Source organism: Vibrio nigripulchritudo, from assembly GCF_027924785.1.
GTDB classification, from domain to species: Bacteria; Pseudomonadota; Gammaproteobacteria; order Enterobacterales; family Vibrionaceae; genus Vibrio; species Vibrio nigripulchritudo.
In genome coordinates this window covers 126,132-143,270 of the sequence record NZ_AP027051.1, presented here as the reverse complement: position 1 = coordinate 143,270, position 17,139 = coordinate 126,132, and the positions used below count along the sequence as shown (strand labels likewise).

At 46.4% G+C, this 17,139-nt stretch carries 17 protein-coding genes; 7 read left to right on the top strand and 10 right to left on the bottom strand.

The annotated features are described in order from the left end of the window. The first annotated feature begins 3 nt into the window (after positions 1 to 3). Positions 4 to 960, top strand: a complete 957-nt coding sequence (locus QMG91_RS28750; protein WP_022593234.1) for a sigma 54-interacting transcriptional regulator — start codon at positions 4 to 6, stop codon at positions 958 to 960. A 674-nt stretch (positions 961 to 1,634) separates the two neighbouring features. Here the strand turns inward: QMG91_RS28750 and QMG91_RS28745 are convergent. Continuing rightward, positions 1,635 to 2,177 carry an RNA polymerase sigma factor gene (locus QMG91_RS28745; protein ID WP_022593236.1) on the bottom strand — a complete coding sequence of 181 codons (543 nt, stop codon included), beginning with the start codon at positions 2,175 to 2,177 and terminating at the stop codon, positions 1,635 to 1,637. A gap of 513 nt (positions 2,178 to 2,690) precedes the next feature. On the opposite strand from QMG91_RS28745, the gene QMG91_RS28740 reads away from it, so the two are divergent. Continuing rightward, a complete protein-coding gene (locus QMG91_RS28740) occupies positions 2,691 to 4,079 on the top strand; it encodes a tyrosine-type recombinase/integrase (RefSeq protein ID WP_281832938.1) in 1,389 nt (462 codons plus the stop codon). A gap of 122 nt (positions 4,080 to 4,201) precedes the next feature. Here the strand turns inward: QMG91_RS28740 and QMG91_RS28735 are convergent, their stop codons facing one another. The 9 genes from QMG91_RS28735 to QMG91_RS28695 form a co-directional block, all read right to left on the bottom strand. After that, positions 4,202 to 4,552 carry a hypothetical protein gene (locus tag QMG91_RS28735; RefSeq protein ID WP_022593240.1) on the bottom strand — a complete coding sequence of 117 codons (351 nt, stop codon included), beginning with the start codon at positions 4,550 to 4,552 and terminating at the stop codon, positions 4,202 to 4,204. A gap of 205 nt (positions 4,553 to 4,757) precedes the next feature. Continuing rightward, positions 4,758 to 4,955 (bottom strand): hypothetical protein, encoded by a 198-nt coding sequence (locus QMG91_RS28730; protein WP_281832935.1) that lies wholly within the window; start codon positions 4,953 to 4,955, stop codon positions 4,758 to 4,760. 13 nt (positions 4,956 to 4,968) lie between these two features. Continuing rightward, entirely contained in the window at positions 4,969 to 5,253 is a 285-nt protein-coding gene (locus QMG91_RS28965) for a YegP family protein (RefSeq protein ID WP_022593242.1), read from the bottom strand. 253 nt (positions 5,254 to 5,506) lie between these two features. After that, positions 5,507 to 5,776, bottom strand: a complete 270-nt coding sequence (locus tag QMG91_RS28720) for a hypothetical protein (RefSeq protein WP_281832933.1) — start codon at positions 5,774 to 5,776, stop codon at positions 5,507 to 5,509. 790 nt (positions 5,777 to 6,566) lie between these two features. Continuing rightward, positions 6,567 to 7,289, bottom strand: coding sequence for an EAL domain-containing protein (locus tag QMG91_RS28715; RefSeq protein ID WP_281832931.1), 723 nt, complete (start codon positions 7,287 to 7,289; stop codon positions 6,567 to 6,569). Continuing rightward, entirely contained in the window at positions 7,264 to 7,686 is a 423-nt protein-coding gene (locus QMG91_RS28710; RefSeq protein WP_281832929.1) for a hypothetical protein, read from the bottom strand. The genes QMG91_RS28715 and QMG91_RS28710 overlap by 26 nt, the downstream gene beginning before the upstream one ends. Before the next feature lie 383 nt (positions 7,687 to 8,069). Beyond that, positions 8,070 to 8,858 carry a hypothetical protein gene (locus QMG91_RS28705; protein ID WP_281832927.1) on the bottom strand — a complete coding sequence of 263 codons (789 nt, stop codon included), beginning with the start codon at positions 8,856 to 8,858 and terminating at the stop codon, positions 8,070 to 8,072. Further along, complete coding sequence (locus QMG91_RS28700; RefSeq protein WP_281832925.1) at positions 8,827 to 9,306, bottom strand: hypothetical protein; 480 nt, start codon at positions 9,304 to 9,306, stop codon at positions 8,827 to 8,829. Before QMG91_RS28700 ends, QMG91_RS28705 begins: the two co-directional genes overlap by 32 nt. Before the next feature lie 239 nt (positions 9,307 to 9,545). Then, complete coding sequence (locus tag QMG91_RS28695) at positions 9,546 to 10,013, bottom strand: MarR family winged helix-turn-helix transcriptional regulator (protein ID WP_022593253.1); 468 nt, start codon at positions 10,011 to 10,013, stop codon at positions 9,546 to 9,548. Between the two features lie 1,120 nt (positions 10,014 to 11,133). Between QMG91_RS28695 and QMG91_RS28690 the strand changes: the two genes are divergently transcribed. From QMG91_RS28690 to QMG91_RS28670, 5 genes are all read left to right on the top strand, one after another. Then, entirely contained in the window at positions 11,134 to 11,487 is a 354-nt protein-coding gene (locus QMG91_RS28690) for a hypothetical protein (RefSeq protein ID WP_022593257.1), read from the top strand. Positions 11,488 to 12,429: 942 nt separating this feature from the next. After that, a complete protein-coding gene (locus QMG91_RS28685; RefSeq protein WP_281832920.1) occupies positions 12,430 to 13,635 on the top strand; it encodes an urea ABC transporter substrate-binding protein in 1,206 nt (401 codons plus the stop codon). A gap of 26 nt (positions 13,636 to 13,661) precedes the next feature. After that, positions 13,662 to 14,528: a branched-chain amino acid ABC transporter permease gene (locus QMG91_RS28680; protein WP_281832918.1), complete on the top strand. Its 867-nt coding sequence runs from the start codon at positions 13,662 to 13,664 to the stop codon at positions 14,526 to 14,528. A 13-nt stretch (positions 14,529 to 14,541) separates the two neighbouring features. After that, positions 14,542 to 16,353: an ABC transporter permease subunit gene (locus QMG91_RS28675; protein ID WP_281832916.1), complete on the top strand. Its 1,812-nt coding sequence runs from the start codon at positions 14,542 to 14,544 to the stop codon at positions 16,351 to 16,353. Beyond that, the gene (locus tag QMG91_RS28670; protein WP_022610065.1) at positions 16,346 to 17,044 is read left to right on the top strand and encodes an ABC transporter ATP-binding protein; all 699 of its coding nucleotides are present in this window, start codon (positions 16,346 to 16,348) and stop codon (positions 17,042 to 17,044) included. Before QMG91_RS28675 ends, QMG91_RS28670 begins: the two co-directional genes overlap by 8 nt. The last annotated feature ends 95 nt before the right edge of the window (positions 17,045 to 17,139 follow it).

Genomic DNA, 17,139 nt, shown 5'->3' with positions numbered 1-17,139 from the left:
TTTATGGCATATGAATCAATCCACCAGCCTATTCAGAATCATAAGCTTACAGTGGGGAATACAGAAGCGTCGAGTGAAATGATAGGCAATTTGGCTAATTTACCTGTCGATATTGTGGTCGAAGGTGAAACTGGCACGGGTAAAGATACACTCGCCGCGGCAATTCACGCCTCGTCGGGTCGTGAAGGTCGCTTCATTGCCGTCAACTGTGCGGCATTACCAGAAACTATTGCCGAAAGTGAATTGTTTGGTGTTCAAGTTGGCGCGTATACTGGTGCGTCGAATTCCAGAGCGGGTTTAATTGAAGCCTCCCATAACGGTACGCTCTATCTGGATGAAATTGACAGTATGCCATTAACACTTCAAGCGAAGTTACTCAGAGTATTGGAAGAGCGAGCCGTCATGCGCTTGGGGTCGACTGAGTTAAAATATCTGGATCTTCGTGTCATATCTTCAACTAAAAAGCCTTTGGCTCAGCTGGTTTCTGAGGGGGCTTTTCGGGCTGATTTGATGTACCGACTAAGCGCCATTAATTTGCTTTTACCCAGTCTCAGAAAGAATCGCACAGAGATCTTACCTCTGTTTACTAAATTCATGATTGAGTTCGCAAAGAGGATTCAAACCACGCCTCCAGAGCTAGATACCAGCTTAATCAGTAAACTTGAACGCTACCCCTGGCCTGGAAACATTAGAGAGCTTAAACTCATTGCCGAAAGGTATGTTATCGGATTACCAACCTTTGAAGAGCAAGAGTCGATGCCTATCACATCATTGAAACAACGTTTGATTGAGCATGAAATAGGTATAATCAAAGAGTCTATTGAGCTCAATAGTGGTGAACTAGAATTGGTCGCGAACGAATTGGGCCTACCTAAGCGTACCCTTTACTACAAGCTCAATAAGCACAATATCTTGAATGAATACAAGACGGAGAAACGAATCGATCAACATCTCAACTGACCTTTGGAACTAAGCCACCTAAATCCATTTATTTGATCGAATGCTTTTCTTTAAGTATTGCCAGGCAATGGCACACTATCAGCCTCTCAGGCTGCGGTTCAACATGATATCAACGAAGCAAGTTCTCAAGTCGAAATAACCTAAAAACAAAGTTGTGACTGAGGCTAGCAAACGAGGGGGGGAACGTTCCACTCATTGAGATTGAAGACAATCAAGACAACCTATTTGTTACCGTTCGAAACCGAGATTACTTATCAGGTTTTTACGTGGGCACCGAGAGTGACGATGGCGTTATCAATATATGGCTCAATGAGTGAGGTCAATCAGGGGGCGATCCCACACTTGAAAGTTTCGACTTTCTTGAGGCGGACATGCCCATTAATCTCAATCGTATGTTCACTAATGCGCCCAAATTTTAACGTCGGGATACTATGAAGCGTTTAATTGCAGTACTGCAACGATTGGGCGCACGGACAAAACTCCATCACACGTCAATTACAGCCCGCTTGGAAGTATCCAACAACTGACCGTGGTGAACGTCGATTCGAAACCGGAATCGGTTTCGCTGCTTCACGCGCTTTCTTATCCATGCGTGTCCCCCCTTGACCATGCGCTTCAATTTAAGTAGTGACACAGAACTCAGGACCGTCTCGGTTCCTATCTATCCCCACCCTTTATCCGGGATTTACAGTTTGATCTAAGCTGACTTTTAACCAATTCCGAGCTCTGGATAAACGCGAGCGAACTGTACCCACTGCAATGCCGAGCTCCGCCGCAACTTCTTCGTAACTTAACCCTTCAACCACTATATGATTAAACACCTTTTGCATATCACCCGGCATACAGCCAATTTGGGTTGGGCAACGCTGAAGAATACGTATTGAATCAACCTTGTCTTGCAGCTCTGAGCCGTCGTGAATGATCTGAGTGGGAAGGTTGTCAATCGGCACATGGTCAGGCTGTTTGCAGTTAATACGGTTCTGATTCCTCACCAAATTGTATGCAATACCAAACAGCCAGTTTTTGAGTTTGGCGTGCCCTCGAAACTGTTGCCAACTTTTGAGCGCTTCTAAGTAAGTGGACTGTGCAATGTCATCCACTAAGTCGACATTGTGAGCATATTTCATGATGAAACCTCTGAGCTGCTCACCGTGCTCAACGAATAAAGTGGCAATGTCTTGCTTTATTGTATCGCTGCCTATTCTTGTTATTTCCATAATAACTCCTTGTTAATTCAACAAGAATTAGCATGAACTGTGCCATCGCAAAAAATAGACATAACCAATTGATATTTATCATTTATTTCATCTAAAACGGATATCAATTAACGCAATTTATTGCAATTGATTAAACCTCAACGCAATGGTTTGCAATGCCCTCAAGGAACTCGGATTTACACTTCACTCATTCTTTTAATCATTGTGTTTCTGGTGAAGAGATGAAGGTCTCTTACGTATTCAGCATGAAGACTCCGCTCCTCAGAAGGGAGGTGAACCAACAAGAAGACAAACGCACAAAGTGGAGGGGAAGCGATCGCGTTCGTTCATGATCCTCGCATGGGTGCCACGCCAGTTAGCGCCATTGTCATCAAAGCCTCCTTTCCCACAGCATCGGGCGCGCCCGAACGAAGATCCCGGCGATCCGTTTTGATTGATCTTTATTTTATGAATGTCCTATAATTACACTTATAGGACATTCACATATTTGGATCGTCACACAACCGGCGAATTATGGACAAACATCACCTGCTCTCTACAAGGACAACGGCACCGACAGACGGCTCAGATTTTAAAAGTGACAACGTCACTAAAAATCACCACGCGATCCTCATCGAACGGGCACTGGCTTCGGCGCTCGCCCGCCCAGGTCTGCTGCTCGAGACACATTTTCAGCCCATTTATCAGCGCGCGGACCGCCTTGGGGTCGATCTGTCTGACTGCCCGTCGTTTTTTGCTGCCACACAACGCTTGCTGGCACAACATCACCAACACGGCGCCGGGCTGGCCCCCCGATCGCTGGAGCAATTTCACAGCGCCGTGCGCGTGTTCACCCAATGGTGCCACGTCAATCGCCGAACCGCGCTGCCAGCCAGCGCCGACACCTTCGTGCTGTTTGCGAGAAGTAACGCCCCCCACATCACGCTCAGTACCCTGCACATCTATGTGTGGGCGATCCGCAAACTCCACCTCATCACCGGGCTGGTTGATCCCACCAACAGTCAGGCGGTCAAACAGCATCTGAGCCGTATTAAAAAGCAAAAGATAGCCCAATTCGACACCGCGCAGGACCAGGCGGTGCCACTCAGTGACGAAGACTACCGCACCGCCATGACCCTGTTGATGGCAGACGACCACCCGATCAGCTGGCGCGATGCCACCTTACTCGGATTGGCATACCACACCATGCTGCGTCAAAGTGAGCTGGTTCGCATCCAACTGACGCACATTCAGCCTCGTTCCGATGGTGACTGGACACTGGAGATCCCCTACACCAAAACCAACAAAACCGGACGCTCAGAGTACGTCACTTTGCCTCACTATCTGATGCCCATCCTCCAACGCTACCTGTCTTTGTGTGGCGATCGCACTCTGACCGATCCGGGCTACCTGTTTGTGCCACTGACCCGATCCGGGGTCCCAAGGCGGCAGCGGATGCACGTGACGTCGACGCCGACGCCACGCGCCCCTTCCGGCGTGACCCCACGGCGCAAAACGCGCGGCGGGATCCAATTCGCCCCCGTTGCACCCGACGCGGTGACCGGTTCGATCACCGCCCCTCCTGAGCCGGCGCCTATTTCAGAGGAAGTGCAACCCGTCGCGCCAAAACTGGTGGCGCGTACGCTGAAGAAGGTTGGCGAACGCCTGGCGGCGCACACGTCGTCACCGCAAGCCGATCACGCTTATTCCGGGCACTCTGCCCGTGTTGGACGCGCGATCCACCTACTGGAAATCGGGGCGCGCAAGGAGGACATCGTCAAAGCCGGGCGCTGGAAGTCCGACGTCATGTTTGAGCGCTACACTCGCCAATACGACGTCAATGACGGGTACCTGGCCCAGATCCGGAAAACGGAAGATCGCCTCTGGCGCGCGCAGACAGAGCCACCCGATTCAGCGGGATGACATCGCGTACACAAGGAAAAGAGAGAGCAGGGCAAGTTTCTGATGGCAAGCTTGGCAGCGTCCGTGCTGCTTGCGGATGGAAAAGGGGGAGACTGAATGTGTGAATGGATCGCTCGCGCGGCTCAGAATAAAAACTTATTGATACCCGCCTTGGTCCAGTCTTTGACGTTATTCGGATCGAACGACTCACGATCCAGGGTGTTTACCGGGTTATTGTCCGGCAGGGTCAAGGTCGCGATGGATTTGATGGCGTCTATTTTGACTGTACAACCGCCGTTAAACGTGAGCCGGTAGCCCAAAAATACGGACTGAAACATGCCATCCCCTTCAAACTCTTCACGCAGCTCTTTCACGTCGGTCAGACGGTAACGCTTGCCACCGTCCTCCAGAAAGAAATCCATGGGCGCCTGAACGGCCCCTTTTTTGAACAGCTGAGAGATGGCGCAAGCAGAAGATATGTCAAAAACGATCATGTTGTGTGTACCTTTATTAGTTACGGTTTGTATTTGTTTTGTGATTTATATCACTCAAAAATATCCTTGTGGTCAGACCTTGTTCCACGGTTATAAATATTTCTTCACACGATGGGATTTTATAATTTGAGCCAAATGAGAAATAACTAGGGCTAATCAGGCAGTTAGACCCGCTTTTTTGCCTTGCCGATGCCGTGAAATTGAGTCATTTTGTTTCACTCTGAAACACTTTGTTACATTTAAAGATGAAACCGTTCCCATCACGACGGAAAAAACGCACCACTTTGGCGTTTGATTCGGGTTTGGCAATCGGTGGGGTTTGCCGCCACTGGCGAGCGTCTGCAGAAGGGCGTCGGTGGATCAGGTGATGAGTGCCTGAGCTTTCAGGCACTTGGGTATCCATGAGGATCGGCGTGTCACGTCGAGGAGGGTTTCTTGCACAACGCTTTCAGACTGCGTTGATCTAACGTCTGCAAGGTGTGGCTGTCCTTGGATCGACCGCCCGACCTCTGCCCAAACGTCCGGTCAATGACGTTGACCGCATGACCGTTGTCTTGCACGGAACGGATGCCATTTGCTGCGGCGTATTTGGACTTGTACCGTCGACTGCTGACGATCACTTTTCCATTACTGGCCTTTAATACAAAATAGTAGGGTCGGGTGCGATCTTGGTTGCATTTAATCAGTTCGTAGTATCCCAAAGCCTACCTCCTTTATTGATTAACTCATTAATATTACTGAGGTTTTCACATGTGATAATAAGACGTTGTTCACCAACATCGCAACAACCTTACATTTTTAGTGGTTAAATATTTGAACCAGACAACAGTCTGTAGTGGTCATCGGTTTGGCGGTATGGGACCCGCGCTCGCATGAGGAGGTCCCAGTGTCGAGGGTGTTCTGTGTATGATCGGGGGGAAGATCTTATGTTTCAAACCAAAAAAGACACCGTGATCAGGCGTTCTCTTTCAACCACTCCCACTGTTTGTCTGTCAATCGACCCACGTACTCATTGGGCGCGATCCTAGAGATGAATATCTTATCTTTGGGATCGAGTACAGGCTTAAACTTTCCCAACACCTGAGAGACCGGCAAACCGGACACCACCCACCAGGTGGTCTCCATCACCTGACTGCTGCTGGGAAAGGTTTGCAGCACCTCCCGAACCAGTCTGCTCTTGATGCTGGGGTTATCCAGATCGTAACTGACGCTGTATACCGCCATTGTTTATCCTTGCTATTTATGGGGATTTCATTGTGCGTGGGAGACAAGAAGAGTACCTTGTTGTATGTCTCAAATTTAGGAAACAATAGAATGGGGTATTGGTTTATGCCAGAAAACCCGGTCAGCACACACAGATCTGAGCCTTTGAAAAAGGGGGTGGCTTTGGTTTACTGGGCGAAGAACGGGGTTTGATCCTGTCGACGGACAATAACGGAACGCGGATTCAACAGCGGAGCCTTAGCGCCTGTTACCACAATTGACATGCCGTTTGAACAACGAAACACGCATCTTGATCGCTAGCGGTGTGTTTTTTGACGAGACCGAGCCCAATGGTGTGTACTATGCCGATTCTCCGCTCAAAATGCCGTGTCCACTGTTCAGGCACGCGACCTGAATGTCTCAATTCGCGAGATTCGAGGACACATTTTGAGGGTATTGGCACGACGATCGCGACGACTTTCTGAGTGGCACACTCCCCCTGCTCCAACTCGGCCAAAAAGAGGAGGCGAGCGTGAAGGGGGGAGGGCAAAGTAACAAATTGACCGACGGGAACCCCGTACTCTGCTCTGACATCATACGTGAATGTCCCCCGTCCTAACGCTGGAACATTATGGGCAAAAAGCGAAGCACGCCGGTTAATGATGCCCTTAAGCAAGGCGTCATCTTGAGCACAAAAACTAAGGGCGCCATTGATTCTGAGAACTGAACAAGCAAGCCCCCATTTCATGCGGGTTGCGAACTAGCTCGCCCACGCTCGTTGGCATGCACTTTTACGCGTCGGATCGTCGTGTTACATATTCCTACCCAAATTGACCAATGTAGAACAGTCAATTAAGTCACCATAGTAAAACCCTTGGTGTAAGCACTTATAACCAACCAACTTTTCGTGGTGATGGCTGGTCTCAACGCCTTCAATGATCACGTACCGCCGCCCAAAATCGGAGACATCGCACACCAAGTCCAACATTTTATCACGGTGCTCTAAATGTCTGTTGAGGACACTTTTGTCAATCTTCACCAGATCCCAGTTAATCAGATTCAGGAGGGACTCCGGGATATCCTCCGACAAGTAGTCATCTAACCATATGTAATGACCCAAGGTTCTGAGCATTTTGATGGATTTCAAAACGCGCTTTTTCTCGGTGTCATTGGCGGGTGTGTTGGTGAGTTCAAACGCCACCTTTGTATTCAATCCGTCAAGTAACTCGGCGATAAACGATTCATCCGCAAGCACACTGGCATTGACGTTCAGAGAGAACACATAGGTGTTCATACACCCGAGTCTGTTGGCTTCCTCAGCCTGAAGCATCAAAAGTCGCTTGGCCACCTTGTCCGACACGGAAGAGAAGAAGTCTTCAACATTGATATGTTTACAGTCAAATCGAGTCAGAAATTCAAAGGCAATGGTTTTCATCGAACAGGGATCAATGATCGGTTGCAAGTAAAACCTGGCGTACCGGGATATTTCTTCTTGAGTCATGGCGCTTTTAGCGGTTTCCAACATCTTGTTCATCCCACAGTTCTTCAGACGTCATGGCTTCCAACCGGAGTTTCAGCAATTGCTCTTTCAGGTGTTTGATCTCCAGTTCATATAACCGGTTGCAATCAATGCGTTTTCGCTTGTTCCCAATAGGAATCACTAATTGAGCGTAAATACCGAAATTATCTTCAGCTTCGAGGTTGCTGTCGGCGTAAGTGCTGTTGGTATAATCGCGACCCGATTTGATCCCCATGACCCCAGTTTGGATGTACATATCAGACGCGATGGTGGACTCACAGGTCGTGCCGTCACTGGTCGTGATTCGGTCATAACCAGACGGAATGGTTGCACTTGGAATGCTTAAAGACTCCGCAGACACAGGAGCATTGAAAAACATGCAAATAGGAAAAAGGGCTAGTTTACTTCTCATAGTGTTCGCTTAATAATGTTTGCACCTGCTCCTTGGGATAAAGTAATTTTATTTCAGTACATATTCTTGTCCTTAGAAATTGACCGCTCTCAGGCACCGATATGGAGCACAATTTGTGATGATTAACCATCGATGGATCGATATCCTGTATCACCGTCGAATATCTTCGGGTCCGACCTCCTCCTACTTTGAATCTCTCCAGGACAATGCGACCATCAAATTCAATGTCAAAATACATTGCTTTTTTCTCCTCATTGCCAATTTCAATTGAAATTGACTGACGCCCGGTTAGACTGATCTCCTTTATTCTTGTTGGAGATTGTGAATGAGCATATAAGTTGAATGGACACAAAAATATGATAATTACAAACCATTTAATATTTCTATGCACGACAGGTTACCTCAATTCGTGTTCTGTATTTGCCCGCTTTCAGTTGAGAGACTGGTTTTCTTACTTGTGGAAACAGGTAAATTACTCCTTCGCCTGAAACCCTGACAGGCGCTCCAGCACTGAACTTCTTAAATCGACCAGCAAGAGTTTCTTTGTAATATATATCGACTTTTCTCTTTCCAAAGACCGTCAGACTTGATCGTTTGACGGCTTTAGCCTCAAACGACAAAAACATACTGGGAGTCGCCTTATATTCTACAATCCCAATATCATCCGCTCTTGCGGGTAGACCATCTCCCATAAACGTCAGTTTTCCTTTGCTTTGTTTCGGCGTTAAAGTGCAACTGCTCGTTTTTTTTGGTTTTGCCTTCCGGTCTTTAAATACTGTTATTGCCTGAACATTATTGTTTTTATCGACGATGCTCACTTCTATTGTTCCGGTTCCAACATGGCTCACAGGAATATCTATATAATTGAGCTTGCCTCGATTAAATGGGAATTCCCAAGTGCGATTACTGTCAATCGCCTGTGACCACCGTGATGAAGGTGCACTCACCGTGATGTTAATTCTTTTAGGCAGTCTGTTGGTGACCCTGACTTTCTCGGTATAGGTCGTAACCTGCCCGCTACGGTTCGGAAACATCCCTCGCGACCATGTCGAACGCGCGTCAAAACAAACCTTGACCTCTCTACCCTCAATACAAGTCGTATCGGCTTCTAACGTTGCATGGCAGCGACCAGCCGAAATACTAGCTACAAGCAACAGTAACAATAACCTCATACTCAACCTTCTCCGCCTTTAACTCCGATGCGTTTTTGTCCAACAAAAGCGCAAACGCCACTGTTTTGCTCGCCCCAGTAATGGGGACCGACGTGCTGAGATTCGTTGACTTGGTGTACAACGTTGCTGGGGCGATTTTGTATGAAAGCTCTGCATTACCAACCGCTAAAGCCGTACCGTTTTTTAAGCGACCAGATTGTTTTGTCATCGCTAAAGTGAAGGATGCGCCGCTTCCGTTGGTTGCGACTGTTATCTGGTGAGCATGCGCTGATTCATTTAGCTGTTCCCCAGAGAGCCGTATCTTTTTTTCTCCAGAGTGTGTTGAAGATACTTGGCATGTTGTCGGGACTACACGCGTAAATTTCAGTGTTGCAGAGTCTGTGCTCGCGTTGACGCTGCTGCTGGTTGCCCCTACCACCAACAGAGCCACTATGCCTAATTGTTTCATTTCTACTACCTTCATGAATTTTCGTTCCCATATAAACCGTTCCATATGGGACTATCTAAAAAGCAATTCTAATAACTCGTCTGGGCGAGATCAACAAAATAAACGGTCAAAGGGGCTTATAAAATCAGAGTAATATTCCAACCTATTGATCAGGTTGAACTTAAAATACTGGCATGACCACTATCAGATTAAATTTCAATGAAAGGGCAGGGCGATCCATTCGCCCTTTGAATGAAACGTCAGTAATTTTGGACTGCGTGTAACGCTTTGTGAAGGAGCATCAAGAGTGTGCGGTATTCTTCGGGGCTCAGAGAATGCAAATACGAGTTCTTTCGTTTTAAGATGATTTCTTCGACTTGCTGGAGTACTTTCATCCCCTCACGAGTCGTGATCAGGTAGGTCTGTCTGCGATCATTTGGGTCGACTCTTCGGATCAAGTAATCTTTTTCGACCAGATCCTGAATCAGCCTTGAAACCTGGCTCTTTGCGCCGACGATCTGCTCTTTGGTCACCAGTTCAGACTGATACACCCCCTCTCGTCCTTTCTCGTTCGCTTTTGCCAATATCCACGCTTGATCGGTACTGATGTTTAAAGAAGCTTGTTGAAACATCGCTTCGCTCTTTTGCTTGGATACGGTCGCTATCTGATAACAAAGAATGCCTATCGAACTCTCGTCATCGCGTTTTTCCGTATGCTCAACTGTCATATTCAACTCTTAGTATAGTTCTATTGGGGATGGTTTCTAATGGGATAATACTATCTGGGATGAAAATATCAAAAAACGATTACCACTTGGAGTGGCTGAGGTAGACGCTGCTCACCTTTTTGGCTCACGCTTTGTGAGCCAACGCCAGTAGCTCTTTTCATAAAAAGGCAGTCGGAACATTTGCCATCCAAAGGGGGCATTGCTTTCTTTACGTGCTCTAAATTAATACGATGTTATTAAAAAATATAATCATTCATTAATAAACTCGATATTTTTGATCACATAAACCGAATGCAGATCAGACCAGTTTTTTATAAATTACTGATAGATTATTTAATGCCAATTACAGCACTAATGAGAATATTATTATAATGATAATTTTTGACGCCGAGTCAGCCCCTTTTATGGCTCGCTTGCTAGAAGAAGAATATATTTAATTAAAAAATACCATCGTTTACTTTGATGATGGGCACGAAAAACACCAAGTTATCTCCGCGACGCGTTTTAACAATAACCAGGAAATTAATGAGAGCGAACCTTCTGTTCTTGCAGGGTATTATTTAGAGATGGCTAATTCACCTCAACTGACTCTTAATATTCATAAGTCAGACAATACATTTATTTTTGAAAAGAAAACAAGAGTTCACAATGACACAACCCAGTTACGGGAAAGTGAAACCCGCGAGCTGACTAACTGGATAAACAGTGGTGTCAATGTATTTCTGTTTTAATGATTTTCTAATTTCTTATTATTGATACCAGCCAATAGGTATTATCTTCTCAATTATGCTTTGTTTTATCGGGGGGTAAACTGAGCGCAGACTAAGAATAATACCTAATTCACTGAATTGTTTCACCGGCTTTTGAGCGCCCCGCATAGGTGCGCGCTTTTTTTCGCCAACCCACACTAACTGCTTATCCTTTATGGCTCTGTGCTTTTCAGACCGACCCCTGATTTAGATTCCTTTTGTCAAAACTGGCAAAATACCATCAAAAGAACCGATCTTAGGCAAAAATCTGCCCGGAGTTGATGCGTTTCAAATTGCTTGCAAAGGATGGTTTTACAGAAAGAGTCTTGTGATAACTTGAATCGTCATCGTATTGGTTGACGGATAAAAACTTGAATCATAAAACTTATTCTCTGATTGCATTTATCTATGTTACCGGGCTTTCTTCTGCTGCCCTATATTCCAACATAATTGGGAATATAGTAGAAAAAACTATCGGCTTTGCCTCTTCAATGACAACGTTCGTCGTGGTTGCCATTTTATTTGCAAAGTTCAATAATATTAACATCCTCAGCAAGAGGAAAAGGGAAGGTGTTGCACTCGTATTCCTGGGCTTAACGGTGATCGAGTTCCTGTACCCCGTGTTTGAGTACTCAGAGCAAAGCTTTGGAAGCACTCACTATTCAATGCTGCTTGTTGAACTTTTTGCTAATGCCATCATCTCGAAAATCTTAATAGAGGCGTAACACTTCAAAACAATAATCCTCAGTAGAGGAAATATCTAAAATGGAAATTCCAATGTGATCGTAAAAGAAATATACATGTTAAAAGCCAATAGCATACAAATAAAAAATACTGACAATGATGAAAAGTGCAGCATACTATGATTAAACTCGCTTAGAAGCGATTCTAGCTTGTGTTTAGCCGGAATTCGATGCGCCGCTTTCGTCTTCTAAAGATCTGTAATGGGATACTTTCTACTCGACCAAATAGGCTCTCACCAATTCACGGCATTCATCCCACCGAAACGAAAACGAGTTCATTTAGCAATGAGCCTAGTCGAAAAACTAAAAAGAGACATTTTTAAATTGCTCCTACATTGCTTGGTGCCAAAACTCAAGACTATGTTAATTGGGTAGCAGCTATGAAGCTGGGAAGAAGAAGGCGCTGATACATACTCATACGAGTTCGGCATGGTCCCTTAAAGCGTATGAAATGAGATTTTTTGTGAAAACCATCACTTAGGAAAAATCATGGAAACTATAATCAAATACCTTGAACCTGAGGGTGGTTAATTTGCTGTCGAACAAGAGAGATATGGAGGGTTGGATCGAGCAATTGTCTGCCATCGTTCTGCTTGTGATTTCATCTTTGACAATCTTGAAAGTGATGACCTCGATGGGACTCAGTTTGTCATTGCTTACCTCGTTAGTGATTTTACTCACTTAACTCAATGTCCAATGTCCAATGTCCAATGTCCAATGTCCAAAGCTTTCGGTGCAAACCGTTACCAGTTGACAACAATTAATTTACATTTTAGTATAAATTTAGTGCGAAGAGGCACTAGTAAAAATCAAAGCCACGTAGCTGAATAGTCGAAGATAGCTCTTCTATTACAGTGCGTGGTTTTTTTGTGCTCGTAAGAAGGTCTTTGAATATTCAGCTCTTTTATTGATTAGGAGATGAAAATGAAAAGGATTTTGACTGTCGCTAACCTTGCCACAGCCGTGCTATTTGGATCGCATGCAATTGCGGATACGAAAATTGGGGCAATATTCGATTTAACAGGCGGTCTGAATATCTATGGTATTCAGCAAAACAATGCACTTAAGCTCGCGGTTGAAAAAATTAATCTTGAAGGTGGGCTACTCGGCAATAAAGTTGAGGTGGTGAGTTATGACGCACAATCTGAACTGAACAAATATACGCAGTTTACGCATACCGCCATTTTACGTGACAGAGTGGATGTTCTATTTGCGGGGCTAACCAGCTCCTCAAGAGAAGCGATTCGCCCGATCGTCCGCAAGGCTAAAATTCCATACTTTTATTCTTCACTTTATGAAGGAGGCGCTTGCGACAAATACACCTTTGTCACGGGTTCATCCGCCTCTCAGCAACTATCGGTACTTATCGATTGGGCCATCAAAAAATACGGCTCTAAGATTTACGTTATGGCGCCAGATTACAATTTTGGCACTATATCCGCTCACTGGATCAACGAATACGCCCGTAAAAACGGCGGAGAAGTGGTCGGTGAGGACTTTTTACCCCTAACTGTGACCGATTATTCCCCCACCATTCAGAAAATTCAGGCAGCGAAGCCTGACTTTGTAGTTGCTCTTCCTGTGGGAGCCAATCAAACCGGTTTCCTCGAGCAGTTTTCAGCCGCTGGTCTAAAAGACAATATTGGCATTGTGTCTACTAACTACGGCTCTGGAAATCAGCAAGTAGTCGTATCTCCTAAAGCGGGCACAGGGCTTATTGCCAGCCAAGGGTACTTTCAAGAAGTAAGTAGCCCTGAAAATGCCGCGTTTGTTTCTGCATGGCAGGAAAAATACGGCAGTGATACGCCGATTGTATCGGGGGCTGTTGATGTCTGGAACGCCGTACATTTGTGGGCAAACGCCGTTAAAAAAGCCAAAAGCAGTGAGAGCGAGCCTGTTATCACTGCGCTTGAAAGTGGTATCTCTTTCTCTGCACCAAACGGAACCGTCACTTTGCAAGGTGGCTCCCATCACTTGACTCAAAATATTTACATTGCGGAAGGAAACGACAAGCACGGTTTCAACATTATTAACACCTTTGAAAACGTGGATGCTGTCTATGAGGGTTCAACATGCGATCTTATCTCAAACCCAAACCTTGTCGCGCACTTTATCCCAGAATCACTGTAACGATTGGGTTAACTAGGAGTATGTAAATGGAGCTGGACTATCTGGCGACAGTTTTGCTGTCGTCACTTTCAAGCGCTTCGATATTGCTGATCGCCACTTTAGGTTTAGCTGTCGTGTTTGGGTTAATGGGCGTGATCAATCTAGCGCATGGTGAGTTTTTGATGCTAGGTGCTTATTCGGCGCTGACGGCGACTCAGCTTGGTGTGCCATACCCACTTGCCGTGCCACTTGCAGTGATGGTCACAATGGCGTTTGGAGCCGTTGTCGAAGTGGTCATTGTAAGAAGGCTGTATGGAAGAATTTTCGACACTATGCTTGCAACGTGGGGGTTAAGTATCGCCATGTATCAACTTGCGGTCTTGATTTTTGGCACCGTGACTCCCGGCATTGGGATGCCACAGTACCGATTGGAAATCGGGGACTATAAGCTGGCAGCTTACCCGCTATCAATGATCGCTGCGGCTATTCTAGTCACTCTATTCATCTACATGTTGATGACGAAGTCGTCATACGGAAGAAAGGCGAGAGCCGCGATTCAGCAACCAGAGATGGCAAGGGCAATTGGGATCGAATCTGCTCGAATTAACACACTGACCTTTTCAATAGGGTGTGGCTTGGCTGGATTTGCGGGAGCCATTTTACTCCCTATCGTGCCAGCAACCCCTTCAATGGGCTTTGCGTTTGTCATTAAATCTTTCCTTGCGGTTGTTGTTGCCGGTCCTGTCACAGTCACAGGCAGTTTAGTAACGGCGCTTGGTTTAGGCGGAGGGTCTTCCATTACCGCAAGCTTCTTAACCTCAGTCGCGGGTGATGTCTTCTTTTTTGTCATAACAGCCGGTCTTTTGTGGCTTTTCCCATTAGGTATTTCGTCTAAATGGCGCAAAAAAATGTAAGTAGGTTTGAAGGATGTTTGAAAAAGTATATAGCGCATCAGGCTGGTTGTTCCCCGTCTTGCTTGTGGTATTTGGGTTAGCGATAGCGGATGTTATCGACCCGTATTTAGCGTATGTCGGGACATCGTGGCTCATTTTTGGTTTGCTGGGTTTGAGCCTGGATGTGGTCTGGGGACGAGGCGGCTTTCTAAGCTTAGGGCAAACCGCGTTTTACGGCGTGGGTGGATACTTAGCCAGTGTTGCAGCCATTAACCTGTCCTCCCTGTCAGGCAATACGTTGATTTGGTCTTTACCCATTGGCGCTCTCTCTGGCGCGGGTTTGGCGGCGATATTGGCGTGGGTCATTTTTTACGCTCGAATGGGGGCGCTGCAAAGCACCATTCTATCGTACACATTTACGTTATTACTCTGGTCACTCGCACAAACCTTTAAGCTCAATATAGGTGACGCCGTGATTGGAGGCGACAACGGTATGTCCAATATTCCGGGTATTGCAACGGAATTTGGATCTCAGATTCAACCGCTCGACCCATCGTCTACGTTTGCGGTGGTAATGCTTATCGCGGGTATTTGCTACTTGCTGACCTATTTTTTGATGCAGAGCCATTTTGGGAAAGTCGTCGATTGCATCAGGATTGATCATCAGAAAGCGGAGCTGCTTGGGTACGACATTCGCAAATTTCAGCTTATTACATACAGCTATTCCGGTGCCATTGCCGGTGTCGCGGGTGCCTTGTTTGGTGCGTGGTCCAATTACTTAAACCCTTCTATTTTCTCTGTTCAGGAAGCACTACTTGTTCCTATTTATGTATTAGTTGGGGGCATTGGCACGTTAATGGGTCCTTTCATCGGTGCAATTGCTATTGGCGGTTTGTCTTTCTGGCTCGGAGGGGGCGCAGTAGGCGGGCAAACCACTTTAGTGCTGGGCGTCATTTTGATCCTATTGGTTCTGTTTTTAAGAAATGGCATTCTCGGTGCCCTGAAAAGTCTGGTTTCACCGTTACTGCCCAAACAAGACGTTATGCCACAGCAGGATGCAGCCGTCGATATTGACCATCAACAACTCCAAGTACTCATGGAAAAGTGCACTAAACAACGGTCTCAATCAACAGGCTTGGCGACAAACAAAGCCTATAAAGCGTTTGGTGGCGTAGTGCCTGTCAATGACGTGTCCCTTCAGTTTTCTCGTGGTAAGCCTTTCTCGTTGATCGGACCTAATGGCGCAGGGAAAAGCTCCTATCTGAAAACGTGTGCTGGGCTTTATATGGCAGAGAAAGGGGAGGTATTGATAGGCAGTACACCTATTACCAAATGCCTTATTTTTGAACGAGTCAGGTTGGGCATGGGAATCAAAAACCAAAAGCCACAAATTTTTGGTGAAAAAACGGTGATTGAAAACCTTTGGATAGCCGCCTTTGCTCCGAGTAGGGATCAAAAACAAGCTGCTGAGATCAGTGAAAGTATTTTGACCATGTTTGGGCTGAACGCCTATCGCGACGTACCCGCTTCGGCGTTGGCACATGGTAAGCAGCAGTGGCTTGACATTGGTATGGTGCTTTGCCTGATGCCTCAAGTCATTTTGTTGGATGAGCCCGCAGCAGGCATGACCAACGAAGAAACAAGGGAACTGGCAGAGCTTGCAAAAACAATGGCACGCTTTGCGACGGTTGTTCTTGTTGAACACGACATGGAATTCGTTAGGCAGCTTCAAGGTGATGTTGCGGTATTGCACATGGGGCAAGTGTTTGCGACAGGCACGGTAGAGTCTCTCCGTGAAGACGAGCGTGTGCTGGACATTTATTTAGGGAGGAAGGTGCATGCTTAACATCGTGAATGCAACGGGCGGGTATGGAAAAACCACCATTATTCGCGACATTTCCCTTGAGCTGAATAAGGGGGAAGTGGTGGCCTTGTTAGGCAGAAATGGCGTGGGGAAATCCACGTTAATGCGCTACATCACCCATTTGATTTCTTCTCGCAGCGGTTATGTCGAGATTGATGGTGCTCGTGCCCCAGCCTCAACCGTAAAACGAGCAAAACTCGGCGTTGGGTACGTACCCCAAGGTCGCTTTGTTTTTGAGCGAATGACCGTCATAGAAAACATTATGGTAGCAGCAGAAGCGCACGGGAAAGATCCCAAACGAGCCGTCGAAGCCGCATTCCATTATTTCCCTCTGATTAAAAGTAAAGCAGAAGATCTTGCGGGTGGGCTTTCAGGTGGTCAGCAACAGATCCTCGCGCTAGTGAGAGCATTGGCGACAGAGCCGAACTACGTCTTACTCGATGAACCGACAGAGGGAGTACAACCTTCTATCGTTGACGACATGGCGGGCATCCTAAAGCAAATAGTGAAAGACCGACAAATAGGAATATTGGTCGCAGAACAAAATCTAGACTTCTGCCTATCGATTTCGGACAGAGCATACGTCATGTCTAAGGGGACGATTGAGCTGGAGTCGACGGTATCTGAATTGCGAAGTAATAAGGCATTACAGATGGAATTGTTGGGGGTGTAGGAATGCGCAATAAGCAAGAATTAGAGTCAGCAATAAATGCTCGAATCGCTCAAACACTCGAACGGATTCGAAAGGGATTGAAAGAATACCCCCAT

What these genes read in the sequence shown, in the direction of transcription:
- QMG91_RS28750 (WP_022593234.1), top strand. Translation starts at nt 4, where the DNA reads ATGGCATATGAATCAATCCACCAGCCTATTCAGAATCATAAGCTTACA.
- QMG91_RS28745 (WP_022593236.1), bottom strand. Translation starts at nt 2,177, where the DNA reads ATGGAAATAACAAGAATAGGCAGCGATACAATAAAGCAAGACATTGCC.
- QMG91_RS28740 (WP_281832938.1), top strand. Translation starts at nt 2,691, where the DNA reads ATGGACAAACATCACCTGCTCTCTACAAGGACAACGGCACCGACAGAC.
- QMG91_RS28735 (WP_022593240.1), bottom strand. Translation starts at nt 4,552, where the DNA reads ATGATCGTTTTTGACATATCTTCTGCTTGCGCCATCTCTCAGCTGTTC.
- QMG91_RS28730 (WP_281832935.1), bottom strand. Translation starts at nt 4,955, where the DNA reads ATGGATACCCAAGTGCCTGAAAGCTCAGGCACTCATCACCTGATCCAC.
- QMG91_RS28720 (WP_281832933.1), bottom strand. Translation starts at nt 5,776, where the DNA reads ATGGCGGTATACAGCGTCAGTTACGATCTGGATAACCCCAGCATCAAG.
- QMG91_RS28715 (WP_281832931.1), bottom strand. Translation starts at nt 7,289, where the DNA reads ATGAACAAGATGTTGGAAACCGCTAAAAGCGCCATGACTCAAGAAGAA.
- QMG91_RS28710 (WP_281832929.1), bottom strand. Translation starts at nt 7,686, where the DNA reads ATGAGAAGTAAACTAGCCCTTTTTCCTATTTGCATGTTTTTCAATGCT.
- QMG91_RS28705 (WP_281832927.1), bottom strand. Translation starts at nt 8,858, where the DNA reads ATGAGGTTATTGTTACTGTTGCTTGTAGCTAGTATTTCGGCTGGTCGC.
- QMG91_RS28700 (WP_281832925.1), bottom strand. Translation starts at nt 9,306, where the DNA reads ATGAAACAATTAGGCATAGTGGCTCTGTTGGTGGTAGGGGCAACCAGC.
- QMG91_RS28695 (WP_022593253.1), bottom strand. Translation starts at nt 10,013, where the DNA reads ATGACAGTTGAGCATACGGAAAAACGCGATGACGAGAGTTCGATAGGC.
- QMG91_RS28685 (WP_281832920.1), top strand. Translation starts at nt 12,430, where the DNA reads ATGAAAAGGATTTTGACTGTCGCTAACCTTGCCACAGCCGTGCTATTT.
- QMG91_RS28680 (WP_281832918.1), top strand. Translation starts at nt 13,662, where the DNA reads ATGGAGCTGGACTATCTGGCGACAGTTTTGCTGTCGTCACTTTCAAGC.
- QMG91_RS28675 (WP_281832916.1), top strand. Translation starts at nt 14,542, where the DNA reads ATGTTTGAAAAAGTATATAGCGCATCAGGCTGGTTGTTCCCCGTCTTG.
- QMG91_RS28670 (WP_022610065.1), top strand. Translation starts at nt 16,346, where the DNA reads ATGCTTAACATCGTGAATGCAACGGGCGGGTATGGAAAAACCACCATT.